Source organism: Agrobacterium sp. CNPSo 2736, from assembly GCF_004005385.1.
In the GTDB taxonomy this organism is placed as follows: Bacteria; Pseudomonadota; Alphaproteobacteria; order Rhizobiales; family Rhizobiaceae; genus Agrobacterium; species Agrobacterium leguminum.
The window spans coordinates 24,854-49,294 of sequence record NZ_RZTX01000008.1 but is presented as its reverse complement, the minus strand read 5'-3'; the positions used below and the strand labels follow the sequence as shown (position 1 = coordinate 49,294).

The following is a 24,441-nucleotide window of genomic DNA, read 5'->3' as shown; positions in this document are numbered from 1 at the left end:
CGCAACACCAACAGGACGGTGAACCATGGATTTCCACCCGATCACAAAGCCGCAACGCCTTGTCATCAGGGGAACCCATGTCCATGCCGCATTCCATCACTCTCTCGGACCTCTCGTGGTCGACACCTGACGGTCATCCGCTCTTTTCTAACATCAATCTTCGCTTCGGACCCGAACGCACCGGCCTAGTCGGGCGCAACGGCGTCGGCAAGACGACGCTTCTGAAATTGATCGCCGGCGAACTGTCGCCGTCCGCGGGCACGGTTTCCGTCTCGGGCAGCGTCAATCTTCTGCGCCAGAGCGTACAGGTCGTGTCCGACGAGACCGTCGCCGACCTGTTCGAAGCGCGCGATGCGCTGGACGTGCTTGCCCGTGCGCAGGCAGGAACGGCCACTCTGGAAGACCTAGAAGACATCGACTGGACGCTGGAGGAGAAAATTGCCGGGGCGCTCGCGCAGGTCGGGTTGGACGCCTTGCCCTCTACACCGCTTTCGGCGCTTTCCGGCGGACAGCGCACGCGGGCCGCACTTGCGGCTCAAATTCATGCCGCGCCCGATTTCCTGATCCTCGACGAACCGACGAACAATCTCGACCGGGACGGACGCATTTTCGTTGCCGATTTTCTGGCGGGCTGGCGCGGCGGAGCGATCGTCGTCAGCCATGATCGGGAGCTTCTCGAAACCCTCGACGCGATCGTGGAAATGACCACGCTCGGTGCTACCCGTTACGGCGGCAACTGGAGCCACTACCGCGCACAAAAAGCGCTGGAACTGGCTGCCGCCGAACAGGACTTCGCGAATGCGGAAAAGCGTCTTTCCGAGGTAAAACGCCGGTCGCAGGAAGCGCTGGAGCGCAAGGCCCGCCGCGATAGCAGGGGTGCTGCAAAAGCGGCGAGGGGGGACATGCCGCGTATCCTTGTCGGTGCGATGAAGAGGCGTGCCGAAAAGACGAGCGGCGACAACGCCAATCTTGCCAGCCGCCTGACGGCCGAGGCGACCGAAGACCTGAAGACGGCGCGTGAGCGGATCGAAATCCTGCAGGGCGTCAGTGTCACATTGCCGCCCAGCGGGCTGCACGCGACAAAGACCGTGCTCAGCCTGCAGAACCTGACCGCGGGGTATCGGGCCGAACACCCCGTGCTTCGCGATCTGTCCTTCGAGATCACCGGGCCGCAACGCGTTGCCGTCACCGGTCCTAACGGGTCTGGAAAAACGACGCTGCTTTCGGTGATGACCGGGGAATTGCCGCCATTCGAAGGTGCGGTGCATGTCGGGGTGAAGTCCGTGTTTCTCGATCAGCAGGTCAGCCTGCTCGAGGCGAGCCTGTCCATCCGCGACAACTTTCTTCGGCTTAACCCGCAGGCCGGCGAGAATGCCTGTCGCTCCGCGCTTGCGCGCTTCATGTTTCGTGCCGATGCCGCCTTGCAGATCGTTGCAACGCTCTCGGGCGGGCAGATGCTCAGGGCCGGTCTCGCCTGTGTTCTGGGAGGCCCGCAGCCTCCGCAATTGCTGATCCTCGATGAACCGACCAACCATCTGGATATCGATTCCATCGCGGCCGTGGAGGCTGGCCTTCAGGCCTATGACGGCGCCTTGCTGGTCGTCAGCCATGATGAGGCGTTTCTCGCCGCCATCGGCATTGATCGGCGGCTTGAACTTGGGACGTCAGAGATGCGTTCGGGCGCTCAGTAATTCACCGTCACGACGACCGTATCGGAGTAGTTTCCCGGCGCTGGCGTGTTCTGCGCCGGGACGCGGCCATAGACGGTCAGCGTCTGCAGGCCGCCCGTTCCGGTGCCGGTGGCGATCTCGCCTGCCGCGCTTCCCCAGACATTCGTGCGGTTCGCGTCGCGGTAGAGACCATAGGTTATCGATGCGCCCGCCTGCACCATCTGGCGCGCGGCTGGCGGGCTGTTGCTCAGGCCGCCATTGAGCGCCACACTGTAGTTCAGATTGGTGGTGCAGGTCAGATTGATCGCTCCGGTCGCATTGACTGCCGTGTTCAGCACGCCGTGACTGCCGAAATCGATGTTCTGGGCCGAGATGATGCATGTGGGCGCCACTGCGGCCGACACGTTGAACGGCACCTGCGTGGGGTTCTGGGTCACGGAAGAGCAGCTCGGTGCAAGCAGGGTAAAGCTCGTATAGGTGAAGCTCGTTTCCGCGCCGGTGAAGCTGGAGAGGTAAAGGCCGCGCGCTGCCGAGGCCTGACCGGCGTTGATCCGGCCATAGACCGTGCGGCTTGTGGTGTTGATCAGGAGCGGCAGCGCCATGTCGATTGGCGGAGGCGAGCCGAGTGCGGGTTGCGTGACCGATCCCCATGAGGTTGTCCGCGCCGAGTTCTGGTAAAGCTGGTAATTGAGGATGTTGCTGCCCTGAAGCATGCGACGGATGCCGCCCGACTGCCCGCCGCTTCCGGCATTGATATTGGGGCAGATGCGGATGGAAAGCGCCAGCGACAGGGGGTTGGAACAGGTGACTGACAATGTCGCCGTCGTGTCCACGGCGCTGCCGCCTGCGAGATTGACGAAGCCGAAATTCATGTCCGACATGCTGAAGGTGCAGCTTTGCGCCAGTACCGGTGAAGCCGGGAGGAAAGCGGCGATGGCAAGGGCGGCACGGGTCAGGACCTTCATTGGATGCTCCTGCATAGGGTTTCGAAAGTTGCGCGCGTCGTGCCGGCAGAGGGGAGGGTGATCTGCGCTTCGCATTCGCCCTTCGTCGGCTGCATGATACGGAGCCGATGCGTTTCGCTGATATTGTCGAGATAGGCCTGTCCGTCATAACCGACGATGAAATCGCGCTTGCCGTCGATTTTGCCGGTCGATCCGGTTTCGATGAATTCGCCGCTCTCGTCTTTCAGCGTCACCAGCGCCACCTGACCCTCGGTTTCCACCTTGAAATTGACCACCGCGCCGGCCTGTTGCGTCGGCCTGACGGTCTGTTTCGTCCGGTCGATGCGGGCGTCGACCGGAAGATTGCTCGGGTCGAGCGTGATGTTGTTGATGTCATAGGAACGCAGGTTCGGAAGCAATATCTTGCCGCGGCGGTTGGTCTGGCCGATGGGGCGGTTTTCCAAAAGGATATCGACGCCCGGCGCGCCCGCATCCACCACGGCGAAAGCGTCATCGATCCGGTTGCCGACAAAGACATCGCCGCCGGCGAGCGCTATCGATCCCTCTATCTGCGCATAGGCCTGCGTCGTGCTGTTGAATTGATCGACGCCGGCCGAAACGCGTGCGGCGCTGCCGCGGTAACTGCCGGAAACGGAGGCGATATCGTTGCCGCCGGTCGAGCCGCGCAGGCGCCAGCCATAACTTCCCTCGGCCTGCTCTTCGGATTTTCCGACCTCGGCCGTCAGCGAATATCCATCCGCATCCGACGACATGCCGGCCGAGCCGGAGACGCCGCCACCGAACGACCAGGAGAGGCCCGCGAAGATGCCGTAGGATTTGTTGTCCTCGAGATCCTTGTAGGCGGTGATGAAGATATTGCCGTTCTCGCCGAACGGCCGCGTGGCGGAAAGGCCGAGCAGCCGGGATCGTCTTTCATCGAAGGTTTCGAGTTCGGTATAGGAGAAATTGAGGCTGGTCTCATCAAAACCGAGCTGGGTGGAAACGGAAATCTGGTCGAGGGCACGCGGCGGCCGCGCGCTCAGCAGCCCGGATACCGTGCGGATATCGGACAGGTCGGCGGAGACGGAGGCCATATCGTGATAATCGCCGAATGTCCTTTGCGACCGCGCGTGAAATTTTACCCCCAGCAATTCCGCTTCGACGCTTGCGGAAAGCTGATAACCGCTTTCCGCGCCAAAGCGGCTCGATGCGCCCGAAACCGCCGCCAATCCCTGCGCTCCAAGGGTGAAGACGCCGCCAAAGCCGATATTGTAGAAATTCTCGCCGCCTTCCGCATGGCCTTCCAGCGTCAGACTGTCCGACACGCCATAACGCAGCGTCGCAGACCCCAGCGGTTTGTCATCGTAGTCGAAAGACGAGGTTCCGTAGTTTCGTCGGGCAAAACCAAGCTCGGCCGAAAAATCGATGAGACCCTGCGCCAGCAGGTCCGGTGACGCATAAAAGGGCGTTTCGGACACGGTTTCGCGCCCCAGCGCATCCCGCACCACCAGCCGCGCATTGCCCGCGCCGCTGATGAAAGGGAGATTGGTGATGGAGAACGGCCCTTCGGGAACATCCTGCGACAGGCGGCGGACATTGTTGACATAGACGTCGACGGTGGAGGGCACGGCGGCGGAGCCGGCGAATTCCGGCATCGGCATGGTGACGATATCCGGCCGCAGGTCGAAATTACGGCGTATCTGCAGGCCGCCCAGCCGCGTCGGGCGTGTCCAGCTCAGCCCGCCGGTGATGAGGTCGCCGGCCCGATAGCTCGTCAGGGTGTCCTCGTCCGAATAGCTCCAGGTGGTATCGAGGCGCTGGGTATCGAACTCCGACAGGCGCGACGTGCTCAGAACCTGCGATGAGGACAGCACGCCGAGCGGACCGAAGGCCCTGCTTTCCAAAAGGGCCGAGACACCGTTGAAATCGGCGATATCCGACCATTTGTTGCCGCCGGAGGAACCGTAGATCGTGTAATTCACCAGACCTCCAAAATCGCTCGTGGCCTTTTCCCGGGTCTCTTCGTCTTCTTCCTGCGCAATCTTGCCGGAGGCGTCGATCACCCTGTTCGCCCGCGCCGCCATCGGCAGGGTGAAATGCATGGACTGGCTGCCTTCATCGTAACGCGCCACCACATCCGGCAGCCGGGAAATATCGATCCAGCCATCATCGCCGGCAGCGCTTTCAACCGGGGAAATCCCGATATTCGTGAGCTGTTCCGGCTCGATGAGAAACGATCCGGCGTCGTTTTGACGAAATGTGGCGATCAGTTCTGTCGAAACATCGTTGATGTAGACTTCGAGCTGCAGCTGTCCCGCTTCTTTTGCGGCAAAAGAGGCCGGTTGCGCCGCAGGGGGAATATCCTGCGCCACGGAGAAACTGCTCGATGAAAAGACCGTCAGAGCGGCAATCGTCAAAACGGCGAGATCAGCCGCCCGAGACGCGCGCCGTCGCATTGACGGGGCCGCCTTCGCTGTCTGCCGAAATCTTCAGCGTGCCGCCGCCTTTCTTGCCGCCCGTTGCCGGAACCACAAAGCTTGCGGCGGATCCGCCAAGCACATATCCCACCAGCCCCTGCTGCCGGGCAATCGCCTGCCCGTTGCTGCCGGAAAGCATCAGGTTGGCGATCCTTATCCGCTTTGCGCCCGTGTTGGACACCGAAACCCGGTAGCCATTGCCCTGCGGCGTTACCTTCCAGGCCGGTTCCGCATCGCCTGTGGAGGCGGGTGAGAAGAAAACGGGTATGGAGTGGCGCACCACCAGATTGACCGTGCCGGATTGCGGTCTTCCCGCCGGCGGCAATTCATCGACGATGACGCGATAACTCTCTTCGGCCCTGAGCGGCGCCTTGGAAAGCCGGACGATGCGGATGAGGTTTTCCGCGCCTCCCTTCAGTTGCGTCATCGGCGGGCTGGCGACGACGTCCTGCGCCGCCGTATAGACGTCCTGCCCATTCTGCTGGGTCCAGCGGAATATCCTGACCTGAACGTTGATCGGGGTTTTCGCATCGTTCCAGATGCGGAGGCTGGAGGCCGCGGTGGGCGCTTTAAGATCCAGAAGCACGGGTGCGACCCGTAGCGAGGCAGACTGTGAAGGTGAAACACTCAAACCGGCAAAAAACGCAGCCGCTAAGGTAAAAACACGCATGCGCGATCCTCCCTGTGGCGATCAGTAGTTGAGCGTGGCCGTCACCGTATCGGTGTAGACGCCGACCGCGGGTGTCGTTTGGGCGGGAACGCGCCCAAAGACAGTGAATGTCTGCGGCGCCCCGGTTCCGGTTCCCGTTTGCCGGTCCGTTCCCACGGTGTTCCCCCACACCGTGCTATGTGCCGCAGTCGTATAAAGCGAGTAGGAAATGGTCGCACCCGCAGGTGATGTCATCAGACGGTTGGCGACCGTCGCTCCAGAGCCGGCGCCGGCGCTGAGACCCAGGCTGAAGGGTGTGCTGGCCGTGCATTGCACGATGATATCGCTGGTCGCATCGATATTGCTGCCGATCACACCATTGGTGCCGAAATTGAGGTTGCCGGCGGAATTGATCTGGCACGCCGCCTGAATGGTGATCTGGACGTTGAAATTCGTCGTGGCGACCTGCGCGACGCCCGATGCCGGCGTGAGAACCAGTGCCGCAAACGATAATAGATAGCCTGATGCTGCAAACTTCATGCTGCCTCCCCAAGCTGCTGCGCTGCTGATTTTTCGGTGCGCAACATGAATTACGCCAATAACGGGTAATTAGAATAATCTAATATTCGTATCAACTTGGTTAATAAATCCTTAATGGGGAATGCCTGAAAAACCACTGGCTGAAATGCAGTGGGCGCCACAATCAAAAGTATCGCGGCGGGATTGCAAAGCACAGGATCGACGCTAAATCCCGTCTACGAGTTTTTTACTGAAATGCGACATCTTGTCAGCCGGCCCCGGTTGGCGTACTCGAAATCGATAGAAACCCGGGCCGATCAACAGTACCGTTCGGTGACGCTGTGTTCGGCCCCATAGACATCATGACGTTGGGATTGCGATGAACCTTTACTTGGATTACCTGGCTGAAATCAAAAGCAGAGAACCACAGGGTCTCGCGCCTAAGCCGATCGATGACGGTGCACTGACGGCCGAGATTATCGAACTGATCAAGGATGCGGGCAGCGAGCACCGCGCTGATGCCCTGAAATTCTTCATCTACAACACCCTGCCGGGCACCACGAGCGCCGCCGGCGTCAAGGCGGCCTTCCTGAAGCAGATCATCCTCGGCGAAGTCGTCGTGCCGGAGATCACGCCTTCCTTCGCGCTGGAGCTGCTGTCGCACATGAAGGGCGGCCCGTCGATCAAGGTGCTGCTCGATATCGCGCTCGGTAACGATGCTGCGATTGCCACTGAGGCCGGCGAAGTGCTGAAGACGCAGGTCTTCCTTTACGATGCCGACATGTTCCGCCTGCGCGACGCCTACAAGGCCGGCAACGCCATCGCCAAGGCCGTGCTGGAAAGCTACGCCAAGGCTGAATTCTTCACCAAGCTTCCGGATGTCGAAGACGAGATCAAGATCGTCACCTTCATTGCCGCCGAAGGCGATATTTCCACCGACCTCCTGTCTCCCGGCAATCAGGCGCATTCGCGCTCGGACCGCCAGCTGCACGGCCAGTGTATGATCTCGCCGGAAGCGCAGGCGGAAATCGTCGCGCTGCAGAAGCAGCATCCGGACAAGCGGGTGATGATGATCGCCGAAAAGGGCACGATGGGCGTCGGCTCGTCGCGCATGTCGGGCGTCAACAACGTGGCGCTGTGGACCGGCAAGCAGGCCAGCCCCTATGTGCCCTTCGTCAATTACGCCCCAATCGTCGCAGGCACCAACGGCATCTCGCCGATTTTCGCCACCACCGTCGATGTGACGGGCGGCATCGGCATCAACCTGAAGAACTGGGTGAAGAAGCTCGGCGAAGACGGCAAGCCGATCCTCAACAACGATGGCAACCCGATCCTCGAGCAGAAATATTCGGTCGAGACCGGCACCGTCCTCAAGATCGACGCCAGGAACCGCAAGCTTCGCGACGAGGCCGGCACGGAACTGGTGGATATCGCCTCTTCCTTCACGCCCCAGAAGATGGAGTTCATGAAGGCCGGCAGCTCTTACGCTATCGTCTTCGGCAAGAAGCTCCAGACATTCGCGGCTGAAACGCTCGGTGTCGAGACCACTCCGGTCTTCGCACCCAACAAGGAAATTTCCATCGAAGGCCAGGGTCTCACCGCCGTCGAGAAGATTTTCAACCGCAACGCCGTCGGCGTCACCCCCGGCAAGGTGCTTCATGCCGGCTCGGACGTTCGCGTCAAGGTCAACATCGTCGGCTCGCAGGATACGACCGGCCTGATGACCGCGCAGGAACTGGAAGCGATGGCGGCCACCGTCATTTCGCCGCTGGTGGATGGCGCCTATCAGTCCGGTTGCCACACGGCGTCCGTCTGGGACAAGAAGGCGCAGGCGAATATTCCGAAGCTCATGTCCTTCATGAACAATTTCGGCGTCATCACCGCGCGCGATCCGAAGGGCGCCTATCACTCGATGACGGACGTGATCCACAAGGTGCTGAACGACATCACCGTGGATGACTGGGCGATCATCATCGGCGGCGACAGCCACACCCGCATGTCCAAGGGTGTTGCCTTCGGCGCTGACTCCGGCACCGTCGCACTGGCGCTGGCAACGGGCGAGGCGACCATGCCGATCCCGCAGTCGGTCAAGGTCACCTTCAAGGGCACGATGCAGCCCTATATGGACTTCCGCGACGTGGTGCACGCCACGCAGGCGCAGATGCTGAAGCAGCACGGCGACAACGTTTTCCAGGGCCGCATCATCGAAGTGCATATTGGCACGCTGCTCGCCGATCAGGCCTTCACCTTCACCGACTGGACGGCCGAAATGAAGGCCAAGGCGTCGATCTGCATCTCGCAGGACGAAACGCTGATCGAGTCGCTGGAGATCGCCAAGTCGCGCATCCAGATCATGATCGACAAGGGCATGGACAACCCCGCCCAGACGCTCAAGGGACTGATTGCCAAGGCGGATCAGCGCATTGCCGAAATCCGCTCGGGCGAAAAGCCGGCGCTGAAGCCCGATGACAATGCGAAATATTTCGCCGAAGTCGTCGTGGATCTGGACGTGATCGACGAGCCGATGATCGCCGACCCTGACGTCAACAACAACGACGTGTCCCGTCGCTACACCCACGATACGATCCGCCCGGTCTCCTATTACGGCGGCACCAAGAAGGTCGATCTCGGTTTCGTCGGTTCGTGCATGGTGCACAAGGGCGATATGAAGATCGTCGCCCAGATGCTGAAGAACATCGAGAAGTCCGAAGGCAAGGTCGAGTTCAAGGCGCCGCTCGTCGTCGCCGCGCCGACCTACAACATCATCGATGAGCTGAAGGCGGAAGGCGACTGGGAAATCCTGCAGAAATATTCGGGCTTCGAGTTCGATGATCTGAAGCCGAAAACCACCAACCGGACGGAATACGAGAACATTCTCTATCTCGAACGCCCGGGCTGCAACCTGTGCATGGGCAATCAGGAAAAGGCCGAAAAGGGCGACACCGTTCTGGCAACCTCCACACGCCTGTTCCAGGGTCGCGTGGTGGAAGATACGGCTGAAAAGAAGGGTGAATCGCTTCTGGCCTCCACTCCGGTCGTGGTGCTCTCGGCCATCCTCGGCCGCACGCCGAGCATCGAGGAATATCGCTCTGCCGTCGAAGGGATCGACCTGACGAAGTTCGCCCCGCCGAAGGTAACGCCGATCGATTCGCAGTCGGTCCATTACTGAGGCCGTGATTATCGCAGTGCGTGGGCTACAGGCTCCGCGCTGGCGATGCACTGAAAATGCCGAATGAACGCGGACAGCGGGGAGAAATCCCCGCTGTTTTTTATGGGCCTGCGGTACTCCGATTAAGCCGTGGGAGACTGGCGACATGTCTCGGCTTGGCCTTTTCCCCTTTTTGCGATAACCAGACGGAATGATAAAAGCATCGAGTATCACCTGCATCTAGCTCCCGCCGCCGCGCGAGGAGCATCGAGCGAAAAGCCGACAGGCTTGGCGCTCGGCGTCGGCTTGTCTGAAGGCAAGCGAATGCGAACATATGCAGTGAGATTACTCCAATGGAAAATTACTTCGAAAGCCCGTTCCGGGGCATCACGCTTGACAAGCAGGTCAGGAGCCCGAACCTCGTGGTCGGGAAATACAGCTATTATTCCGGCTATTATCACCGCCACAGCTTTGAGGATTGCGCCCGTTATCTGCTGCCGGATGAAGGTGCGGACAGGCTGGTGATCGGAAGCTTCTGCTCGATCGGTTCGGGCGCCGCCTTCATCATGGCCGGCAATCAGGGCCATCGCAACGAGTGGATCAGCACCTTCCCGTTCTTCTTCATGCCGGAGGTGCCGGAATTCGAGAATGCCGGCAACGGTTATCTGCCGGCGGGCGATACCGTCATCGGCAACGATGTCTGGATAGGCTCGGAAGCGATCATCATGCCCGGCATCACGGTCGGCGATGGCGCCGTGATCGGAACGCGGGCGCTGGTGACGAAGAATGTCGAACCCTATGCCATCGTCGGCGGCAATCCCGCAAAAACGATCCGCAAGCGGTTCGATGACGACAGCATCGCCATGCTGCTCGAGATGAAATGGTGGGATTGGCCGGCGGCGCGGCTGAAGGCGGCAATGCCGCTCATGACAAGCGGAAATGTCGCCGAGCTTTATCGGTTCTGGCGATCCGATAAGCCGCAGCCGTAAAAATGCCCGGCCCGTCTCATCGAGGCGGGTCGGCGCTTTCGGGTGCCATGCGGGCGAGCGGAAAGGTCTGCCCTGTTTCAGGGCGTCGTCGCAGGCTGGCGGCGATTTGTCATTGCCGTTCCGATGAAGGGTTGCCGTTCCTGCTCAGACCTCTGCTGCGCCTGGCGCAGATGAAGCAGGTCCTTGCGCGTAACGAGACCGACGAGACTATTCGAGGATTTGTCTACAATGGCGATCCTGCCCGTGTCGGCGCTAAGCATCAGGTCGGCGATCAACCCAACGGGGTCGTTTTCGTGCGCAACCGGGATTTCACGGTCAGCCAGCCTGTCGGCCAATGTTTCTTCGCCGCCATGCTGCTCCTGTTGCCAGGAGAGAATGTCTGCCCGCGACACAAGCCCCACCAGCGTTCCCTCGGGCTGTACCACCGGATATGTCCGGTGCGTTTCCTGCGAGCCGGTGAAGAAGGAAATCGCCTGCGATACCATCATCCCGGCAGGCAGCGTGTCGACCTTGCGGATCATGATCTCGGACGCACGGGTGAGCTCAAAGGAATCGATCGCATATTCGCGTGTGATGTGCTGGCCGCGCCGGGCGATCTTTTCCGTGAGGATCGAGCGCCGCATCAAAAGGACGGTGACGGAATAGGCGGCCACGGTGGCTATCATGAGCGGGATCGCGGTGCTGAGATCGCCAGTGATCTCAATCGCGAAGAAGATGCCGGTCAGCGGTGCGCGCATTGTCCCACCCATCATGGCGGCCATGCCGAGCAACGCCCAGAGGGCGGGCTCGCCGGGCAGGAATGTCCCTGTCAGATAACCCGCCGATCCGCCGAGGATGAGAAGCGGCGCGAGCACGCCGCCGGATGTGCCCGAGGACAGGGCGATGAGCCATATTCCCGACTTGACCAGAAGAATGGTGAGGACGGCCTGAGCGGCAATATGGTTATTGAGAAGGTCGGCAATGATGTCGTAACCGACGCCGAGCGCTCTTGGCTCCATCAGGCCGCCGAGGCCGACGGCGAGGCCGCCGAGCGCCGGCCACCACATCCAGTGGATGGGGAGCTTTTCGAAAAGATCTTCGATCTTGTAGAGCAATATAGTCATCAATCCGGACTGCAGGCCGGCGAGCACGCCGATCAGGACGCAGGGCGCAAGCCCCCACCATGGCAGATCATAAGCGAAATCCGTGGGAAATAGCGGACCGGTGCCGAAATAGAACGGCCGCCAGGTAATCGAAACCGCAGCGGCGACTGCAACCGGTATGAAGCTTCTCGGCTTCCACTCGAATAGCAGGAGTTCGACCGCGAGCATGACAGCGGCGATCGGCGAACCGAAAATCGCCGTCATGCCGGCGGCGGCGCCTGCCACGAGCAGGGTTTTGCGTTCCGCGCTGCTCATGTGGAAACATTGCGCAAAGAGAGAGCCGATCGCGCCGCCCGTCATGATGATCGGGCCTTCCGCGCCGAAGGGCCCGCCGCTACCGATCGAAATGGCGGACGAGAGAGGCTTCAGGAGCGCCACTTTCGGCGACATGCGGCTGCCGCCGATGAGAATGGCCTCAATCGCTTCCGGAATGCCGTGCCCCCGGATTTTTTCCGAACCGAAACGGGCCATCAGCCCGATGACGATACCGCCGAGGACCGGCGCCACGACCATCCACAGGGAAGGATGTATGTCTGCGAAACTGACCTCGTGCGTGCTGAACCTGCCAAGCCAGACAATGTTGGTGACAAGCTGGATGAGGCTGACCAGAAGCCATGCGGCAAGGGCCCCGAGCGAGCCGACGATGCATGCCATGGCGATCAGCAGCAGCACGCGTTTGTCCGTCGTGAAATCTCCGGCTTGCCGCCTTGGAAAACCGCTGTCGAATTGACTTGATCTGGAGGGTGAAGAGGCTTGGGTCAACGGCTTATCCTTGGGTGCACGAAAATAGTGGCGCGATAAATATATCGTAATACGATATAAATCAATGGATTTGTAATCTCTCAAAATATCCGGCGATTTTCATTCGCGGATAGTCGGGCTAAAGAAGAATGAGAGGCGACCAGGATAAGGGCTTGCGAAATATGACATTGCCGACCCAATCGGAATATGAGGCGCTTGCCGTCTTTCGCCACACACTCAAGAAATTCATGGATTTCAGCACCTCGGCCGCGCAGGCGGCGGGCCTGCCGCCGCAGCAGCATCAGGCGCTTCTAGCCATCAAGGGCTTGCCGGAGGGCGAGGTCATGACGGTAGGGGTACTTGCGGAACGGTTGCTGATCGCGCCCCATTCGGCAACCGAGCTCGCCGGTCGTCTGTTAAGCGGCGGCCTCATCACGCGCGAACCAGACCCTGCCGATCGCCGCCGTCAGACGTTACAGCTGACGGAAAAGGCCGAGCAGGTCATGGCGCATCTGAGCGCGATCCATCTCAAGGAAATCCGCGAAACGGCGCCGCAGCTGATTGCCATATTGAGCGAGCTTGGAAACGTAGAGAAGACTTAGACGGAAGACATGCCTGTCGCCCGGGGGCGCCGAGATCGGCCTGCGCCCCCGGGCTCTGATCAGGACAGATGATGCGGCTTTTGAAGGCCATAGACGGGCGTCTTCAACCCTACCTGCCGCGCCTTGAGCTGTAGCGACAGATATTGCGAATAGTGCCGCGATTGGTGCAGGTTACCGCCGTGGAACCACAGCGCCTGCTGTTGGGTCGGTTTCCACATGTTGCGCTGCTCGCCCTCCCAAGGGCCGGGATCCTTGGTGGTGTCGGAGCCGAGGCCCCAGCATTTGCCCACCTTTTCCGACACCTCGCGCGAAATGAGATCAGCCGCCCAGCCATTCATCGAACCATAGCCGGTCGCATAGACCACCAGATCGGCGGGTAGCTCCGTGCCATCCTTCAGCACCACGGCGTTCTCCGTCAGATGCGAGACGTCGACACCGGATTTGAGCTTGATCGAGCCGTCGATCACGAGGTCACAGGCCCCGACATCAATGTAATAACCCGATCCACGCCGCAGATATTTCATAAACAGGCCCGATTCGTCATCGCCGAAATCGAGCATGAAGCCGGCTTTCTCCAGGGCGGCATAAAAATCGGCGTCCTGTTCGCGAATGCGGTCGTAAATCGGAACCTGAAACTCATGCATGATCCTGTAGGGCAGGGAGGCGAAGATGAGGTCGGCCTTGCGCGTTGTCATGCCGTTTGCCACTGCCCGCTCGGAATAGAGATCGCCGAGGCCGATATCCATCAGCGAGTCCGATTTGACGATATGGGTGGAGGACCGCTGCAGCATGGTGACATCGGCGCCCGCCTCCCAGAGCGCTGCGCAGATATCATGCGCCGAGTTGTTGGAGCCGATTACCACGACCTTCTTGCCGGCATAGGCGTCGGGGCCTGGATGCTGAGAGGAGTGCTGCTGTTCGCCCTTGAAGACATCCTGTCCGGGAAATTTCGGGATATTCGCCTTGCCCGACATGCCGGTCGCCAGTACCAGCTGTTTCGGCCGTAGCACGACCTCTTTGCCGGCGCGGTCGACAACCACCGTCCATTCGCCCGTCGCTTCGTCATATTGGGCCGACTTACAGGTGGTGGAGCCCCAATAATTCAGCTCCATGACCTTTGTATACATTTCCAGCCAGTCTCCCACCTTGTCCTTCGGCGTGAAGACCGGCCAGTTTTCCGGGAAGGGAATGTAGGGCAGGTGATCGTACCAGACGGGGTCATGCAGGCAGAGCGATTTGTAGCGCTTGCGCCAGCTGTCGCCGGGTCGCTCATTCTTTTCGATGATGATCGCCGGCACACCAAGCTGGCGAAGACGCGCGCCAAGCGCGATACCACCCTGTCCGCCGCCGATGATGACGACGTAGGGCTGCTCCGAATAGCCGAGTTCGGCGGCTTCGGCCTCGCGTTTTTCCTTCCAGGTCCGGCGGTTGCGGTCGTGGCCGTGTTCTGCGCCCATGGGCCGCCGGATACCCTTCGGCTCTTCATGGCCTTTCAGTTCACTCATGGTGGTAAGCAGGGTCCAGATCAGCCCATCCTTGAGGCGGATATGGCCGTAACCACGGGCAACTCCGGTCTCGAACTCGAACCAACCTTCGGTGACGCCATCGCCTTCCGAGGCTTGCTCCTTCACATCCTGCACCAAGCCCGAGGGTTTGATGGCGGAAAGTTGGCTCGTCAGCATGTCGCGGATCTGGTCTCGCCCTTCCAGCGTTTTCAGGTTCCAGGTGAAGGTTACGAGATCGCGCCAGTAACAATCGGCCTGAAACAGGTTGACGGCGGTGTCTATGTCTCCATTTTCCAGCGCATTGCCGAGCTTGGAAAGAACCGTGTCGATTTTGGTGGCGGGACTGACATCAAGCATATTCATCTCCTCCATGGTGCTTGGTCTGATCGTGGAGCGGCGAAGTCGCCGCCCCGAAAGCCAACGGCTCCCGCATACCGGGCTCCTCTTCCCGGCATGCGGAGGCGGAAAGCCTATTTCGAAAGATCGATCAGGATCTTCAGATGAGTGCCGGCGGGATCGAGCAGGGCATCGAAGCCCTCAGACACGGCCGTATCGAGCGTGATCCGCTTGGTAACGATCTTCGTCGCCGGCAGCAGGCCGGAGGCGATGAGTCGGATGACCCGCGGCCAATAATGGGTCGGATAGGCCCATGAGCCCTTGATCTCCAGGTCGCGGAATGTCACCTGGAACCAGTCGATCGGGTTTTCATGCGGATGCAGCCCGGTCTGTACGACGACGCCCTGTTTGCGCACCGCATCGACGCAGGCCTTGAGCGCATGTTCATTGCCTACGCATTCAATGGCGACATCGCAGCCGACCTTGCCTTCCGTTGCCGCGCGCACGACATCACCGACATTGTCGCGCTTTGGGTTGATAGTGATGACGTCGGGGACGATGCTGCGGGCAAGCTCAAGGCGGGCATCATTGAGATCGGACACGAAGAGCTGGGCAGCGCCGGCCGCACGCGCGGCCAGAAGCGTGAGCATGCCGATCGGGCCGGCGCCCGTGACCAGAACGCTGTTGCCGGCGGTGACGCCGCCGCGGTCGCAGGCATAGACAGCAACCGCTGAGGGTTCAACGAGTGCGGCCTCTTCATCTGTCATCTCGTCGGGAATCTTCTGAACGTTATATTCGTTGACGAGTGCTGCCTGCGCCATGCCGCCGCCTTCCCAGCTGAGACCGACCAGCGCCAGCTGCGTGCTCATATGGAAGAGGCCACGGTCGGCGAAATAGTCACCGGATCGCGGCATGATGAGCGGCTGGATCGAGACGCGATCACCGACGCCGACCGAGGTGACGCCTTCGCCGATGGCCTCCACGACACCGCCGAATTCGTGACCGAGAATTTGCGGGCCATGTGCGCCGGTAAAGGGGTGCGGTTCGGTGGGGATGAAGATCGGACCGTAACTATATTCATGCAGATCGGTGCCGCAGATGCCGACGAACCGGTTGCGGACGAGAACCTGCCCCGGCCCAGGCCGTTTCGGCTCGGGAATGTCTTCAACCCGCAGGTCCCTGGCTGCATGAAATCTGAGCGCGCGCATGTTTTCTCCTCGATGGCTCCTGATGCCAGAGAAGGTGCAATGCCCGTGCCAGCACGGTTTGCCGTGCTGGAAGCCTGAAATTGCGGGGTTCTACGAGAATGCCGGTTTTGTATGACGCCACAGCTGTGGCGCAACAGCCGTGGCATATGCCTCACCTGTTAGTGAGGTTTTCCGATGCCGAGGCGTCGCATTCGCCGGTGCATCGTCGTGCGATCGATGCCGAGCCGGCGTGCGGCCTCCGACACATTGCCGTTGCAGGCCGCCAGAAGCGCGCCGAGATCGGCCCCGCGACTGTCAATCATCGGGGCTGATGCGGTGGCGGCAAGATGATCGGGAAGGTCTTCCACCGTAATCACCCCGTCGTCGCAAAGGGCGGCGGCAAAGGCTATCGCATTGTCCAGCTCGCGGATATTGCCGGGCCAGCGATGGCCAAGGATCGACATCCTCGCTGCGTTGGAAAGTGTGAGAGGACGACCGGGCAGCCCATGTTTTTCCAGAATCTTATCGAGAAGCCAGGGGAAATCATCGCGCTCGTTTAGTGCGGGCAAGGTCAACACAGCCGCATTCAGGCGGTAATAGAGGTCTTCGCGGAAATCTCCTGTCCGCACCATGTCGCTCAACGGGCGGTGCGATGCGGAAATCACCCTGAAATCCACCTTCTGAGGCGTGGCGCCACCGACAGGCAGGATTTCGCCTTCGGCCAATACGCGTAACAGCCGGCTTTGCGCCGCAAACGGCATGTCGCCGATTTCGTCGAGGAAAAGCGTCCCGCCCTGCGCTTCTTCCACCAGCCCTTTGCGTCCCTTCGCCAACGCGCCCGTGAAGGCCCCAGGCAGATAGCCAAACAATTCGCTTTCGATCAGCTGTTCGGGAATGGCGGCGCAGTTGACGGCGACGAAGCGGCCTGTAACACCGCTGGCGTCATGGATGATGCGTGCGAGATGTTCCTTGCCGGTTCCGGTCTGGCCCTGCAGAAGGATCGGCAGTTTCGCGGGCGCCAGTTTTTCCACCTTGCGTCTGAGGTTTCGAACCGCCGGCCCATCGCCGCCGATCTCTTTCATGACGGGCCGGGGCTTTGGACGGGCAAGCGGCACGGTCGACCGGCGTTGTTGCGGTTCGATCGCATGCGCATAAAGCACCGTGCCATCCTTCACGACAATGCGCCGCTCCCGCGGCAGGCTTGACCGGGTGAGAGAGGCAAGCTCATCAAAGCCGGCCTCGAAAAACTCCTCAACTCGCTCTCCGAGGAGACGTTCCGGCATGCGCCAGTCAAGCCCGTGCGATGCGGCGAGAAGGCGTGCGGCGGCATGCGTCATGCCCGTTATCCGGCCGGAGCCATCGACGGACAGAGCCGCTTCGGGGTCGACGTCCAGAAATTCGGGCGCGCCAGCAAAGCGCAGCACGAGATCATGACGGCTGCTGGCCATCAGATTTGCCAGTTCGATCCTTCGCACGGTCGATGAAACCAGATGACGCGCCATGTTCTGGCTGGTCTTGAGGATAGGCGAACTTAGGAGTGAAATATCGAGTACGGCGGTGAGTGCGCCCTGGGTATCGTAGATCGGGGCGGCGGTACAGGAAAGCGGCGTATGCGTCACATCAAAATGATCGGTCTGGTGGATCGTCAGCGCTTCGCCGGTGGCGATGCAGGCGCCGACGGCGCAGGTGCCGGCGCGCGGTTCCGACCATTCCGAGCCCAGGTAAAGCCCGGCCTTGCGCAGATTGTTGTTGAATGACGGGTCGCCCAGAAACTCGACCGTCACCCCTTGCTGATCCGAAAGAAGAAGAACGTAATTCTGCTCGGCCACCTGCTGGTATAGCCGCTCCAGGCCGGAACGGGCGATGTGCACAAGGTCTTCCGCCCGCTGGCGATGTTCACGTAGGCATGTCTCGGAAACGATCACCGCTTCGCGGGCCTTGGCCGGATCAAGCTGATAGGTATCGAGACAACGCCGCCAGGATTCGAGCACCACCGCGTCGCGGCCGGTATTCCCGCCCCGTCGGACGCGCTCAATTTCCTTGATGTGATCGGAAAAACCCATAAACCACCGGCCCTCGACAGCCGCCTCCCGTGATTTTCCCAGCGATCATATCCAGTTTTATGAAGTCTGGCTAACCTCCCGGTGAATTTTTAGCGTATTGGCTCGATTGTGCTGGCAGCGACGCGGCCGAGTTGCGCCCGTGATGCGCGTCTCATCAACTGACGCCCTTCAGGGCGCGTGACCGCAAACGTCGCAGCCGAACCTCCATCTGCCTCTTTGCCTGAATGTCGCCACGCCTCACGGCCACCGCGATGCCTTCCACCCATGCCGCAATGGCGCCGTCGTCATCTCCCAGCCGTGCACGACATTCGCCGAGTTCGGCCCAGACCGCCGAATAGTCGGGATCCTGCCGGACGGCCTCCTGGAGATGAAAAGCGGCGTCTTCGAACTGCCCGGCCGCCTTGAGCGTCTTTGCGATTGAAAAGCGCAGGAGCGGGCTGTCCCGTCCGTCTTCCAGCATCCTCATGAGTTTTTCGATCATCATTATCCCGTTGCAATGGTGAAGCACCATGCAATCGGTACGACCTCAAGCGCGCTTGAGGTCAATCGGGATTTTGCGCGTTCACTTCGCCATGCGCCGCAATGCAACCGGGTCCCATATGTCGTCGAGCGGGCCTTCGAGAGCGGTTCGCGGGGGGATGAGCTTCGGTTCGATGATGGTGACTTCCGGCTCGGTCCGGTTCTCTTCCAGCAGTTCGAAACCCTTTTCGAGCATCTGCGCGATATCGGGCTTGATCATATAGACCGGGAAGGGAAGGAATGACGCGAACGGGTCGTAGTCGAAGCAGCCGACAACGATGTCGCCGAAGGCCTCACCGTCATGACGCCCCATGAAACGAAGCAGGCCTTCGAAATTTATCGATGAATTGACGAAGAAACAGCGGGGCAGGCGGCCCCTGCGCTCGAAGAAACGTTCGAATGCCAGCTCTGTCATATGCGGTGAATAACCGGTGATCTCGATATCGTCTCCGCTCTCCGCCCCGAAATAGGCGGCCTTGGCGGCATGGAAGCCGTCGATACGCTCGCGGCTGGCGTGGTCGTCATGACCGCCGAACAGGATGACGTCATCGGGACCGAGAGGCCCGTTTTTATCCGCATGGGCAAGGATCGCCGATGTCAGTATTTCCGCGCCGTGCCTGTTGTCGGAAATGACCGAGGAGGCAAATTTGCCGGGCAGGTCGATATTGACATGCGGCAGCGCCGCGCGGGCGCAGACCTGGTGCACGCCATCTGGATCGGTCACGCCGGCAATGAAGAGCGCATCGATGGAATAGGCGATCAGGGTCTCGACGGTGCGCCGTTCCTCCTCGGGATCGCGTCGCCCGGAGACCACCATGGGCGACAGGCCGCGTTTGCGCGCCTGCCCCTCGAATGTCTGCGCCATCGAGGAGAAAAACCGGTTGTCATAAACGGGCACCAGAAGCCCGACGAGGCCGGATTTCGAACTCCGCAAACCGCGCGCCTGCAGGTTGGTAGTGTAACGATGCGCCTTGGCGAGCGAGAGAATCCTGTCGGCAGTCTCCTCGGAAATCCGGCGCTTGCGCCACGATCCGTTCAACACGGCGCTCACTGTCGAAGCTGATGCACCCGACAATATCGACAAGTCATAAATGGTGGCTTTCTTGGAACTTATGCCCGTCACTGTGATCTCCCCAACTGATTCCGATTATTAGAGCACGCGTCCCCTTGACGGAAGGGAGCTTCATGATATGGTTATTGCACCATCGATTGTGCAACTTGGCAATATCGATTGTGCAAGATGGTTGCTGTGGGAGTGGCAAGGGAGAGTCTCGAATAAGCGAGATGAGAAATTTTGAACGCGCCAGATGAAGAAATGGCTGCGGCGGGTTTCGTTTGCCTGTTTTTTTGAGGAGGAACATGATGAAGAAAATTATTGCTGCAGCGGTCGGCCTGTCGCTTGCGCTGCTTTCGTCCGCAGCCTTCGCCGAAGGGCCGAAGGTGGGCGTCGTCGTCAAGATCGGCGGCATTCCGTGGTTCAATGCCATGGAGGCCGGTATCAAGGAGCAGAGCAAGAAGCTCGGCGTCGACGGTTTCATGGTCGGCCCGACCAGCGCCGATCCCGCCCTGCAGGTCCGCGCCATCGAGGACCTGATTGCCCAGAAGGTCGATTTCATCGGCGTGGTGCCCAATGATGCGAAGGTGCTGGAGCCGGTGCTAAAAAAGGCCCAGGCCGCCGGTATCAAGGTCATCACCCACGAATCGCCCAAGCAACTCGGCGCCGACTGGGATTTCGAACTGGCATCCGCCAAGGGTTTCGGCGAAGCGCATGGCAAGCTGCTGGCGGAAAAGATGGGCGGCAAGGGCTCCTATGCCGTCTTCGTCGGTTCGCTTACGGTTCCGCTTCACAATGCCTGGGCGGATGCCGCCATCGCTTACATCAAGGCCAATTATCCGGACATGAAGCTCGTTGGCGATCGCTACGGCGTAGCGGAGGACCTCGACAAGAGCCGTTCGACGGCGCTTGACCTGATGTCCGCCAATGCCGACCTGAGCGGTTTCCTCGCCTTCGGTTCGCAGGGGCCGATCGGTGCCGGACGCGCCGTGGAAGAGCGGCGCAAGGATGGCAAGGTCTTCGTCATCGGCCCGTTCTCGCCGGGGCAGGGCGCCAAGCTCATCAAGTCGGGCGCGCTGACGGGCGGCTTTATGTGGAACCCGAAGCAGGCCGGTGAGGTCTTCATCACGCTCGCCGACCGTATCGCCAAGGGCGAGACACCCAAGGCCGGCGACAATATCGAAGGTCTCGGCACCATCAATCCCGAGGGTAACACCATCGTCGTCGACCAGCTTTTGAAGATCGACAAGGAAAGCATCGACAAGCTCGTTTCCATGGGCCTCTGATCCTCCCCAAGGCCAAGGGCGTCGCGCGAGGTGTCATACTCGCGCGACGCCTCATCTGGAAAACATGCCGAGCGCCACGTCTGCAATGCTGCCGCGGCGAAGGAGATTTACGTTATCATGAGCGCAGAACCGCTCCTGTCCCTCAAAAATGTCAAAGTCACCTTCGGCGGCGTCCGCGCGCTGAAGGGTGTTTCTTTCGAGGTCAATCCGGGTGAAGTGCATTGCCTTGCCGGCGAAAACGGCTGCGGTAAAAGCACGCTGATCAAGGTCATCACGGGCGTCTATACGCCCGAAAGCGATGCTGAACTTTATTTCGACGGCAAGCAGATCACCGCGATGAACCCGACGCTTGCGCAATCGCTTGGCATTCAGGTGATCTGGCAGGATCTGGCGCTGTTCGATGAAATGACGGTGGCTGAAAATATCGGCTTCCAGTACGCGGTGAATGGAAAATACGGGCTGGTCGACAAGCGCGCCATCGAACAGGCTGCCGAAAAGGCGCTGGCCCGGCTCGGCGTCGAGATCGATATTGATAAGCCGCTCAAGGAACTGCCCATCGCCCAGCGTCAGATCGTGGCGATTGCCCGCGCGCTGGTCGGGGAAGCGCGGCTGGTTTTCATGGATGAACCGACCGCGTCGCTCACGCAGTCGGAAACCGACTATCTGATCGACATCGTCCGCAACCTGTCGGCCTCCGGTGTCGCGGTTGTTTTCGTCTCGCACCGCCTTGCGGAAGTGCTTGAGATTTCAGACCGCATCACCGTGCTGCGAGACGGCTCGCTTGTCGGCGTCTTTCCCGTTGAAGGCATGACCCAGTCTCGGGTGACTGAGCTGATGACCGGCCGCAATTTCGACAGCGCCGTCATCGCCGCCGATCACGATGACAAGCCCGTCGTTCTCTCGGTGCGCGGGCTGAGCCGGGCCGGCGAGTTCGAGGATGTTTCGTTCGATCTGCGGCGGGGCGAAACGCTTGGCATAACCGGACTTCTGGGAGCCGGCCGCACGGAACTGGCTTTGACACTGTTCGGCATGCATCGGCCGCAATCGGGTGAAATCCTGATTGACGGCAAGACGGTGGATTTTCATTCCAACCGCGATGCGATCCGGGCGGGCGTCGCCTATCTTTCCGAAGACCGGCTTTCGCTTGGTCTCAACCAGCCGCAGTCCATTGCCGACAATCTGGTCATGGCCTCGCTCGACCGGCTGCTGAGCGGCGGCCTCATCTCACCGTCTAAAAAGGCGGATGTCGTTTCCCGCTGGATTTCGGCGCTCGGCGTCAAGATCGGGCTGCCGGAAGATCCGATCCGCACGCTTTCGGGTGGCAACCAGCAGCGCGTGGCGATTGCCAAGTGGCTGGCGATTGGGCCGAAAATCCTCATCCTCGACGCGCCGACCGTGGGGGTCGATGTCGGCGCCCGCGCCGGCATCTTCGAAATCGTCCGCAAGCTCGCCGCAGAAGGTCTTTCGATCATCGTGATCTCCGACGAGCCGCCGGAAGTTTATTTCAATACAGACAGGGTCATCCACATGGTCGAAGGCCGGTTCCACGCCACCTATGATCCGCGACGCCTGTCGCTGACCGAACTGGAGGCCGCCATCTATGCGTAGGCTCATCCTCGGACATACAACCGAATTCACGCTGCTTGTCGTCATGGTGCTGCTCTGCACGGGACTGTCATTCGCCACCGACCGGTTCCTCACCATCTCCAATGCCTTCGATGTGCTGAATGTCTCGGCGGTCAACATCATCTTTGCGGTCGGCCTGCTCGTGGTGCTGATCTCGGGCGGTATCGACATTTCCTTCGCGGTCGCGGCCTCCGTCGTCCAATATGCGACGGTGCTGGCGCTCAATGCGCTCGGCGGCGGCAACTGGGCGGAAGGTTTCATCATTGCCGGCGCGGTTGGCCTCGGTCTCGGCTTCGTCAACGCCTTCCTCGTCTGGCGGCTCAACATCATTTCCATCGTCGCGACCATCTCCACCTTCAACATCTTCTTCGGGCTGTTGATGTTCTTCACCAAGGGCGTGTCGATCTACGACCTGCCGGAATGGCTGTCGACGCGCGTGGTGTTTTACGAGCGTGAGATGTCCGATGGTTCCTGGGTCGAGCTGACGCTGCCGGTCGTGGTCATGATCTTCTGCTGCCTCGCCACCTGGTTCATGATTTCGCGCACCACTGTCGGGCGCAAACTTTATGCATTCGGCGACAATCCGGAAGGCGCACGCCGCTTCGGAATCAATATTGGCGCCATGCACTACATTTCCTTCGGCTGGCTTGGCCTGATGGCGGGCATTGCCGGGCTCATGCAGGCGCACTATGCGCAGGAGGCGGTGCCGAACGCGCTTTATGGCCGCGAGCTGGATGTTCTTGCCGCAACCGTTCTCGGCGGCGCGCGGCTTGGCGGCGGCAAGGGGTCGGTCATCGGCTGTGTGCTTGGGGTGCTGATGGTGTCGATCACCCAGAACGGCCTCAATCTGATGGGCGTTTCTCCCTTTGCCTTTAAGATGATCGTCGGGGCCATCATCCTCATCGCCATCACGCTCTCTTCCACCCGGTTCGACAAGCTCCTGCCGAGCGCCTTACGGACATCCGCGAAGAAGGGGAGCGCACAGCGATGAACAGTCTCGTTCGGAAATTCAACGCGATTTTCGGTGCCGACATGGCCGGGCCGGTGATTGCTTTCATCGCTGTCATGCTCATTTTCGGAACCTTTGCCGATAACTTTCTCTCGCTCGCGACATTCGGTTCGGTCGCCTTCCAGCTGCCGGAACTCGGTCTCTTGACACTGGCGATGCTGCTGCCGCTTCTGACGGGCGGCATCAATCTGTCCGTCACCTTCGCCGCCAATCTGTCGGGTCTCGCCGCAGCCTGGGTGTTGCAGGCCCATGGCGGGGTGGATGCGCCGCCGAGCGCATTCCTGTTCGCCTGCCTTGCTGCACTCGCCACCGGCGGCGCTGCCGGAGCGATGACGGGAGCGGCGATTGCCTACACCCGCGCGCACCCCATTCTGGTGACGCTGTCGATGATGATCTTTCTGCGCGGCCTTGGCGAATTTCTCACCCGTGGCGGAGACGTCTCCGGTTTCCCCGCCTATATGGCGCCGCTCGGTCACGGCACGCTTCTCGGTTTGCCGATCCCGCTTCTGATCTTCATCGTCTGCGTCGGCCTCTGGCATGTGCTGCTGACACGAACCAAGCTCGGCTTCGGCCTGTTGATGATCGGCTCGAACATCGAAGCCGCGCGTTATTCCGGCCTCAATACGCGCAAGATTCAGGTTCTCGTCTACACGCTCTCGGGCCTGATGTGTGCGGTTGCCGGCATCATCATGCTTGCGCGTTTCAACTCCGTCCGTGTCGGCCACGGGGAATCCTATCTGCTGATCACGGTGCTGGCGGCCTTTCTCGGCGGCATCAATCCGTTCGGCGGTTTCGGTCGGGTGCTGCCCGTCTTTGTCGCGCTCATCGTTCTGCAACTGCTGTCATCCGGCCTCAATCTTCTTGGCGCCAACCAGCATCTGGCAACGGCGCTCTGGGGCGTGCTGATGATTGTCGTCATGGCGGCGCGCGGCCTGTTTTCAAGCTACTTCGCATCTCTCAGAAAGAAGGTATGAC

18 protein-coding genes are annotated in these 24,441 nt (G+C 60.5%); 8 read left to right on the top strand and 10 right to left on the bottom strand.

The genetic code is table 11. From position 1 onward, the window contains the following. Positions 1–83 precede the first annotated feature (83 nt). Complete coding sequence (locus EM858_RS14960) at positions 84–1,691, top strand: ABC-F family ATP-binding cassette domain-containing protein (protein WP_127757099.1); 1,608 nt, start codon at positions 84–86, stop codon at positions 1,689–1,691. Here EM858_RS14960 and EM858_RS14955 read toward each other — a convergent pair. The 4 genes from EM858_RS14955 to EM858_RS14940 are packed head-to-tail and all read right to left on the bottom strand — an operon-like array spanning position 1,685 to position 6,280. After that, complete coding sequence (locus EM858_RS14955) at positions 1,685–2,635, bottom strand: spore coat U domain-containing protein (protein ID WP_127757098.1); 951 nt, start codon at positions 2,633–2,635, stop codon at positions 1,685–1,687. The genes EM858_RS14960 and EM858_RS14955 overlap by 7 nt on opposite strands. After that, positions 2,632–5,070: a fimbria/pilus outer membrane usher protein gene (locus EM858_RS14950; RefSeq protein WP_127757097.1), complete on the bottom strand. Its 2,439-nt coding sequence runs from the start codon at positions 5,068–5,070 to the stop codon at positions 2,632–2,634. Before EM858_RS14950 ends, EM858_RS14955 begins: the two co-directional genes overlap by 4 nt. After that, positions 5,042–5,761 (bottom strand): molecular chaperone, encoded by a 720-nt coding sequence (locus tag EM858_RS14945; protein ID WP_080818903.1) that lies wholly within the window; start codon positions 5,759–5,761, stop codon positions 5,042–5,044. Before EM858_RS14945 ends, EM858_RS14950 begins: the two co-directional genes overlap by 29 nt. A gap of 21 nt (positions 5,762–5,782) precedes the next feature. Further along, positions 5,783–6,280, bottom strand: a complete 498-nt coding sequence (locus EM858_RS14940) for a spore coat U domain-containing protein (RefSeq protein WP_080818902.1) — start codon at positions 6,278–6,280, stop codon at positions 5,783–5,785. A 358-nt stretch (positions 6,281–6,638) separates the two neighbouring features. Between EM858_RS14940 and EM858_RS14935 the strand changes: the two genes are divergently transcribed. After that, positions 6,639–9,428, top strand: coding sequence for a bifunctional aconitate hydratase 2/2-methylisocitrate dehydratase (locus EM858_RS14935; RefSeq protein ID WP_080818901.1), 2,790 nt, complete (start codon positions 6,639–6,641; stop codon positions 9,426–9,428). A gap of 332 nt (positions 9,429–9,760) precedes the next feature. Next, entirely contained in the window at positions 9,761–10,396 is a 636-nt protein-coding gene (gene catB, locus EM858_RS14930) for a type B chloramphenicol O-acetyltransferase (protein WP_127757096.1), read from the top strand. 77 nt (positions 10,397–10,473) lie between these two features. Here catB and EM858_RS14925 read toward each other — a convergent pair whose 3' ends face one another. Next, entirely contained in the window at positions 10,474–12,192 is a 1,719-nt protein-coding gene (locus EM858_RS14925; protein ID WP_127757202.1) for a chloride channel protein, read from the bottom strand. A 269-nt stretch (positions 12,193–12,461) separates the two neighbouring features. On the opposite strand from EM858_RS14925, the gene EM858_RS14920 reads away from it, so the two are divergent. After that, positions 12,462–12,881 carry a helix-turn-helix domain-containing protein gene (locus EM858_RS14920; RefSeq protein WP_127757095.1) on the top strand — a complete coding sequence of 140 codons (420 nt, stop codon included), beginning with the start codon at positions 12,462–12,464 and terminating at the stop codon, positions 12,879–12,881. Between the two features lie 59 nt (positions 12,882–12,940). On the opposite strand, the gene EM858_RS14915 is transcribed toward EM858_RS14920, so the two are convergent. The 5 genes from EM858_RS14915 to EM858_RS14895 all read right to left on the bottom strand — a co-directional run bounded on the left by EM858_RS14915 (position 12,941) and on the right by EM858_RS14895 (position 19,614). Beyond that, entirely contained in the window at positions 12,941–14,743 is a 1,803-nt protein-coding gene (locus EM858_RS14915) for an NAD(P)/FAD-dependent oxidoreductase (RefSeq protein ID WP_127757094.1), read from the bottom strand. A 113-nt stretch (positions 14,744–14,856) separates the two neighbouring features. After that, entirely contained in the window at positions 14,857–15,930 is a 1,074-nt protein-coding gene (locus tag EM858_RS14910) for a 2,3-butanediol dehydrogenase (protein WP_127757093.1), read from the bottom strand. Positions 15,931–16,088: 158 nt separating this feature from the next. After that, entirely contained in the window at positions 16,089–17,972 is a 1,884-nt protein-coding gene (locus EM858_RS14905) for a sigma-54-dependent Fis family transcriptional regulator (RefSeq protein ID WP_080818898.1), read from the bottom strand. A 154-nt stretch (positions 17,973–18,126) separates the two neighbouring features. After that, complete coding sequence (locus EM858_RS14900) at positions 18,127–18,453, bottom strand: tetratricopeptide repeat protein (RefSeq protein ID WP_080820923.1); 327 nt, start codon at positions 18,451–18,453, stop codon at positions 18,127–18,129. 81 nt (positions 18,454–18,534) lie between these two features. Further along, complete coding sequence (locus tag EM858_RS14895) at positions 18,535–19,614, bottom strand: LacI family DNA-binding transcriptional regulator (RefSeq protein WP_127757092.1); 1,080 nt, start codon at positions 19,612–19,614, stop codon at positions 18,535–18,537. Positions 19,615–19,853: 239 nt separating this feature from the next. Between EM858_RS14895 and EM858_RS14890 the strand changes: the two genes are divergently transcribed. The 4 genes from EM858_RS14890 (at position 19,854) to EM858_RS14875 (ending at position 24,440) form a co-directional block, all read left to right on the top strand. Next, a complete protein-coding gene (locus EM858_RS14890; protein ID WP_003521644.1) occupies positions 19,854–20,831 on the top strand; it encodes a substrate-binding domain-containing protein in 978 nt (325 codons plus the stop codon). A 117-nt stretch (positions 20,832–20,948) separates the two neighbouring features. Further along, positions 20,949–22,439, top strand: a complete 1,491-nt coding sequence (locus EM858_RS14885) for a sugar ABC transporter ATP-binding protein (RefSeq protein WP_127757090.1) — start codon at positions 20,949–20,951, stop codon at positions 22,437–22,439. Continuing rightward, the gene (locus EM858_RS14880) at positions 22,432–23,448 is read left to right on the top strand and encodes an ABC transporter permease (protein WP_127757089.1); all 1,017 of its coding nucleotides are present in this window, start codon (positions 22,432–22,434) and stop codon (positions 23,446–23,448) included. Before EM858_RS14885 ends, EM858_RS14880 begins: the two co-directional genes overlap by 8 nt. Then, positions 23,445–24,440 (top strand): ABC transporter permease, encoded by a 996-nt coding sequence (locus EM858_RS14875; RefSeq protein ID WP_080818895.1) that lies wholly within the window; start codon positions 23,445–23,447, stop codon positions 24,438–24,440. Before EM858_RS14880 ends, EM858_RS14875 begins: the two co-directional genes overlap by 4 nt. Position 24,441 lies beyond the last annotated feature (1 nt).

What these genes read in the sequence shown, in the direction of transcription:
- EM858_RS14915 (WP_127757094.1), bottom strand. Translation starts at nt 14,743, where the DNA reads ATGCTTGATGTCAGTCCCGCCACCAAAATCGACACGGTTCTTTCCAAG.
- EM858_RS14885 (WP_127757090.1), top strand. Translation starts at nt 20,949, where the DNA reads ATGAGCGCAGAACCGCTCCTGTCCCTCAAAAATGTCAAAGTCACCTTC.
- EM858_RS14905 (WP_080818898.1), bottom strand. Translation starts at nt 17,972, where the DNA reads ATGGGTTTTTCCGATCACATCAAGGAAATTGAGCGCGTCCGACGGGGC.
- EM858_RS14920 (WP_127757095.1), top strand. Translation starts at nt 12,462, where the DNA reads ATGACATTGCCGACCCAATCGGAATATGAGGCGCTTGCCGTCTTTCGC.
- EM858_RS14940 (WP_080818902.1), bottom strand. Translation starts at nt 6,280, where the DNA reads ATGAAGTTTGCAGCATCAGGCTATCTATTATCGTTTGCGGCACTGGTT.
- EM858_RS14910 (WP_127757093.1), bottom strand. Translation starts at nt 15,930, where the DNA reads ATGCGCGCGCTCAGATTTCATGCAGCCAGGGACCTGCGGGTTGAAGAC.
- EM858_RS14900 (WP_080820923.1), bottom strand. Translation starts at nt 18,453, where the DNA reads ATGATCGAAAAACTCATGAGGATGCTGGAAGACGGACGGGACAGCCCG.
- EM858_RS14945 (WP_080818903.1), bottom strand. Translation starts at nt 5,761, where the DNA reads ATGCGTGTTTTTACCTTAGCGGCTGCGTTTTTTGCCGGTTTGAGTGTT.
- EM858_RS14925 (WP_127757202.1), bottom strand. Translation starts at nt 12,192, where the DNA reads ATGGCATGCATCGTCGGCTCGCTCGGGGCCCTTGCCGCATGGCTTCTG.
- EM858_RS14935 (WP_080818901.1), top strand. Translation starts at nt 6,639, where the DNA reads ATGAACCTTTACTTGGATTACCTGGCTGAAATCAAAAGCAGAGAACCA.
- EM858_RS14955 (WP_127757098.1), bottom strand. Translation starts at nt 2,635, where the DNA reads ATGAAGGTCCTGACCCGTGCCGCCCTTGCCATCGCCGCTTTCCTCCCG.
- EM858_RS14890 (WP_003521644.1), top strand. Translation starts at nt 19,854, where the DNA reads ATGAAGAAAATTATTGCTGCAGCGGTCGGCCTGTCGCTTGCGCTGCTT.
- catB (WP_127757096.1), top strand. Translation starts at nt 9,761, where the DNA reads ATGGAAAATTACTTCGAAAGCCCGTTCCGGGGCATCACGCTTGACAAG.
- EM858_RS14960 (WP_127757099.1), top strand. Translation starts at nt 84, where the DNA reads ATGCCGCATTCCATCACTCTCTCGGACCTCTCGTGGTCGACACCTGAC.
- EM858_RS14880 (WP_127757089.1), top strand. Translation starts at nt 22,432, where the DNA reads ATGCGTAGGCTCATCCTCGGACATACAACCGAATTCACGCTGCTTGTC.
- EM858_RS14950 (WP_127757097.1), bottom strand. Translation starts at nt 5,070, where the DNA reads ATGCGACGGCGCGCGTCTCGGGCGGCTGATCTCGCCGTTTTGACGATT.
- EM858_RS14875 (WP_080818895.1), top strand. Translation starts at nt 23,445, where the DNA reads ATGAACAGTCTCGTTCGGAAATTCAACGCGATTTTCGGTGCCGACATG.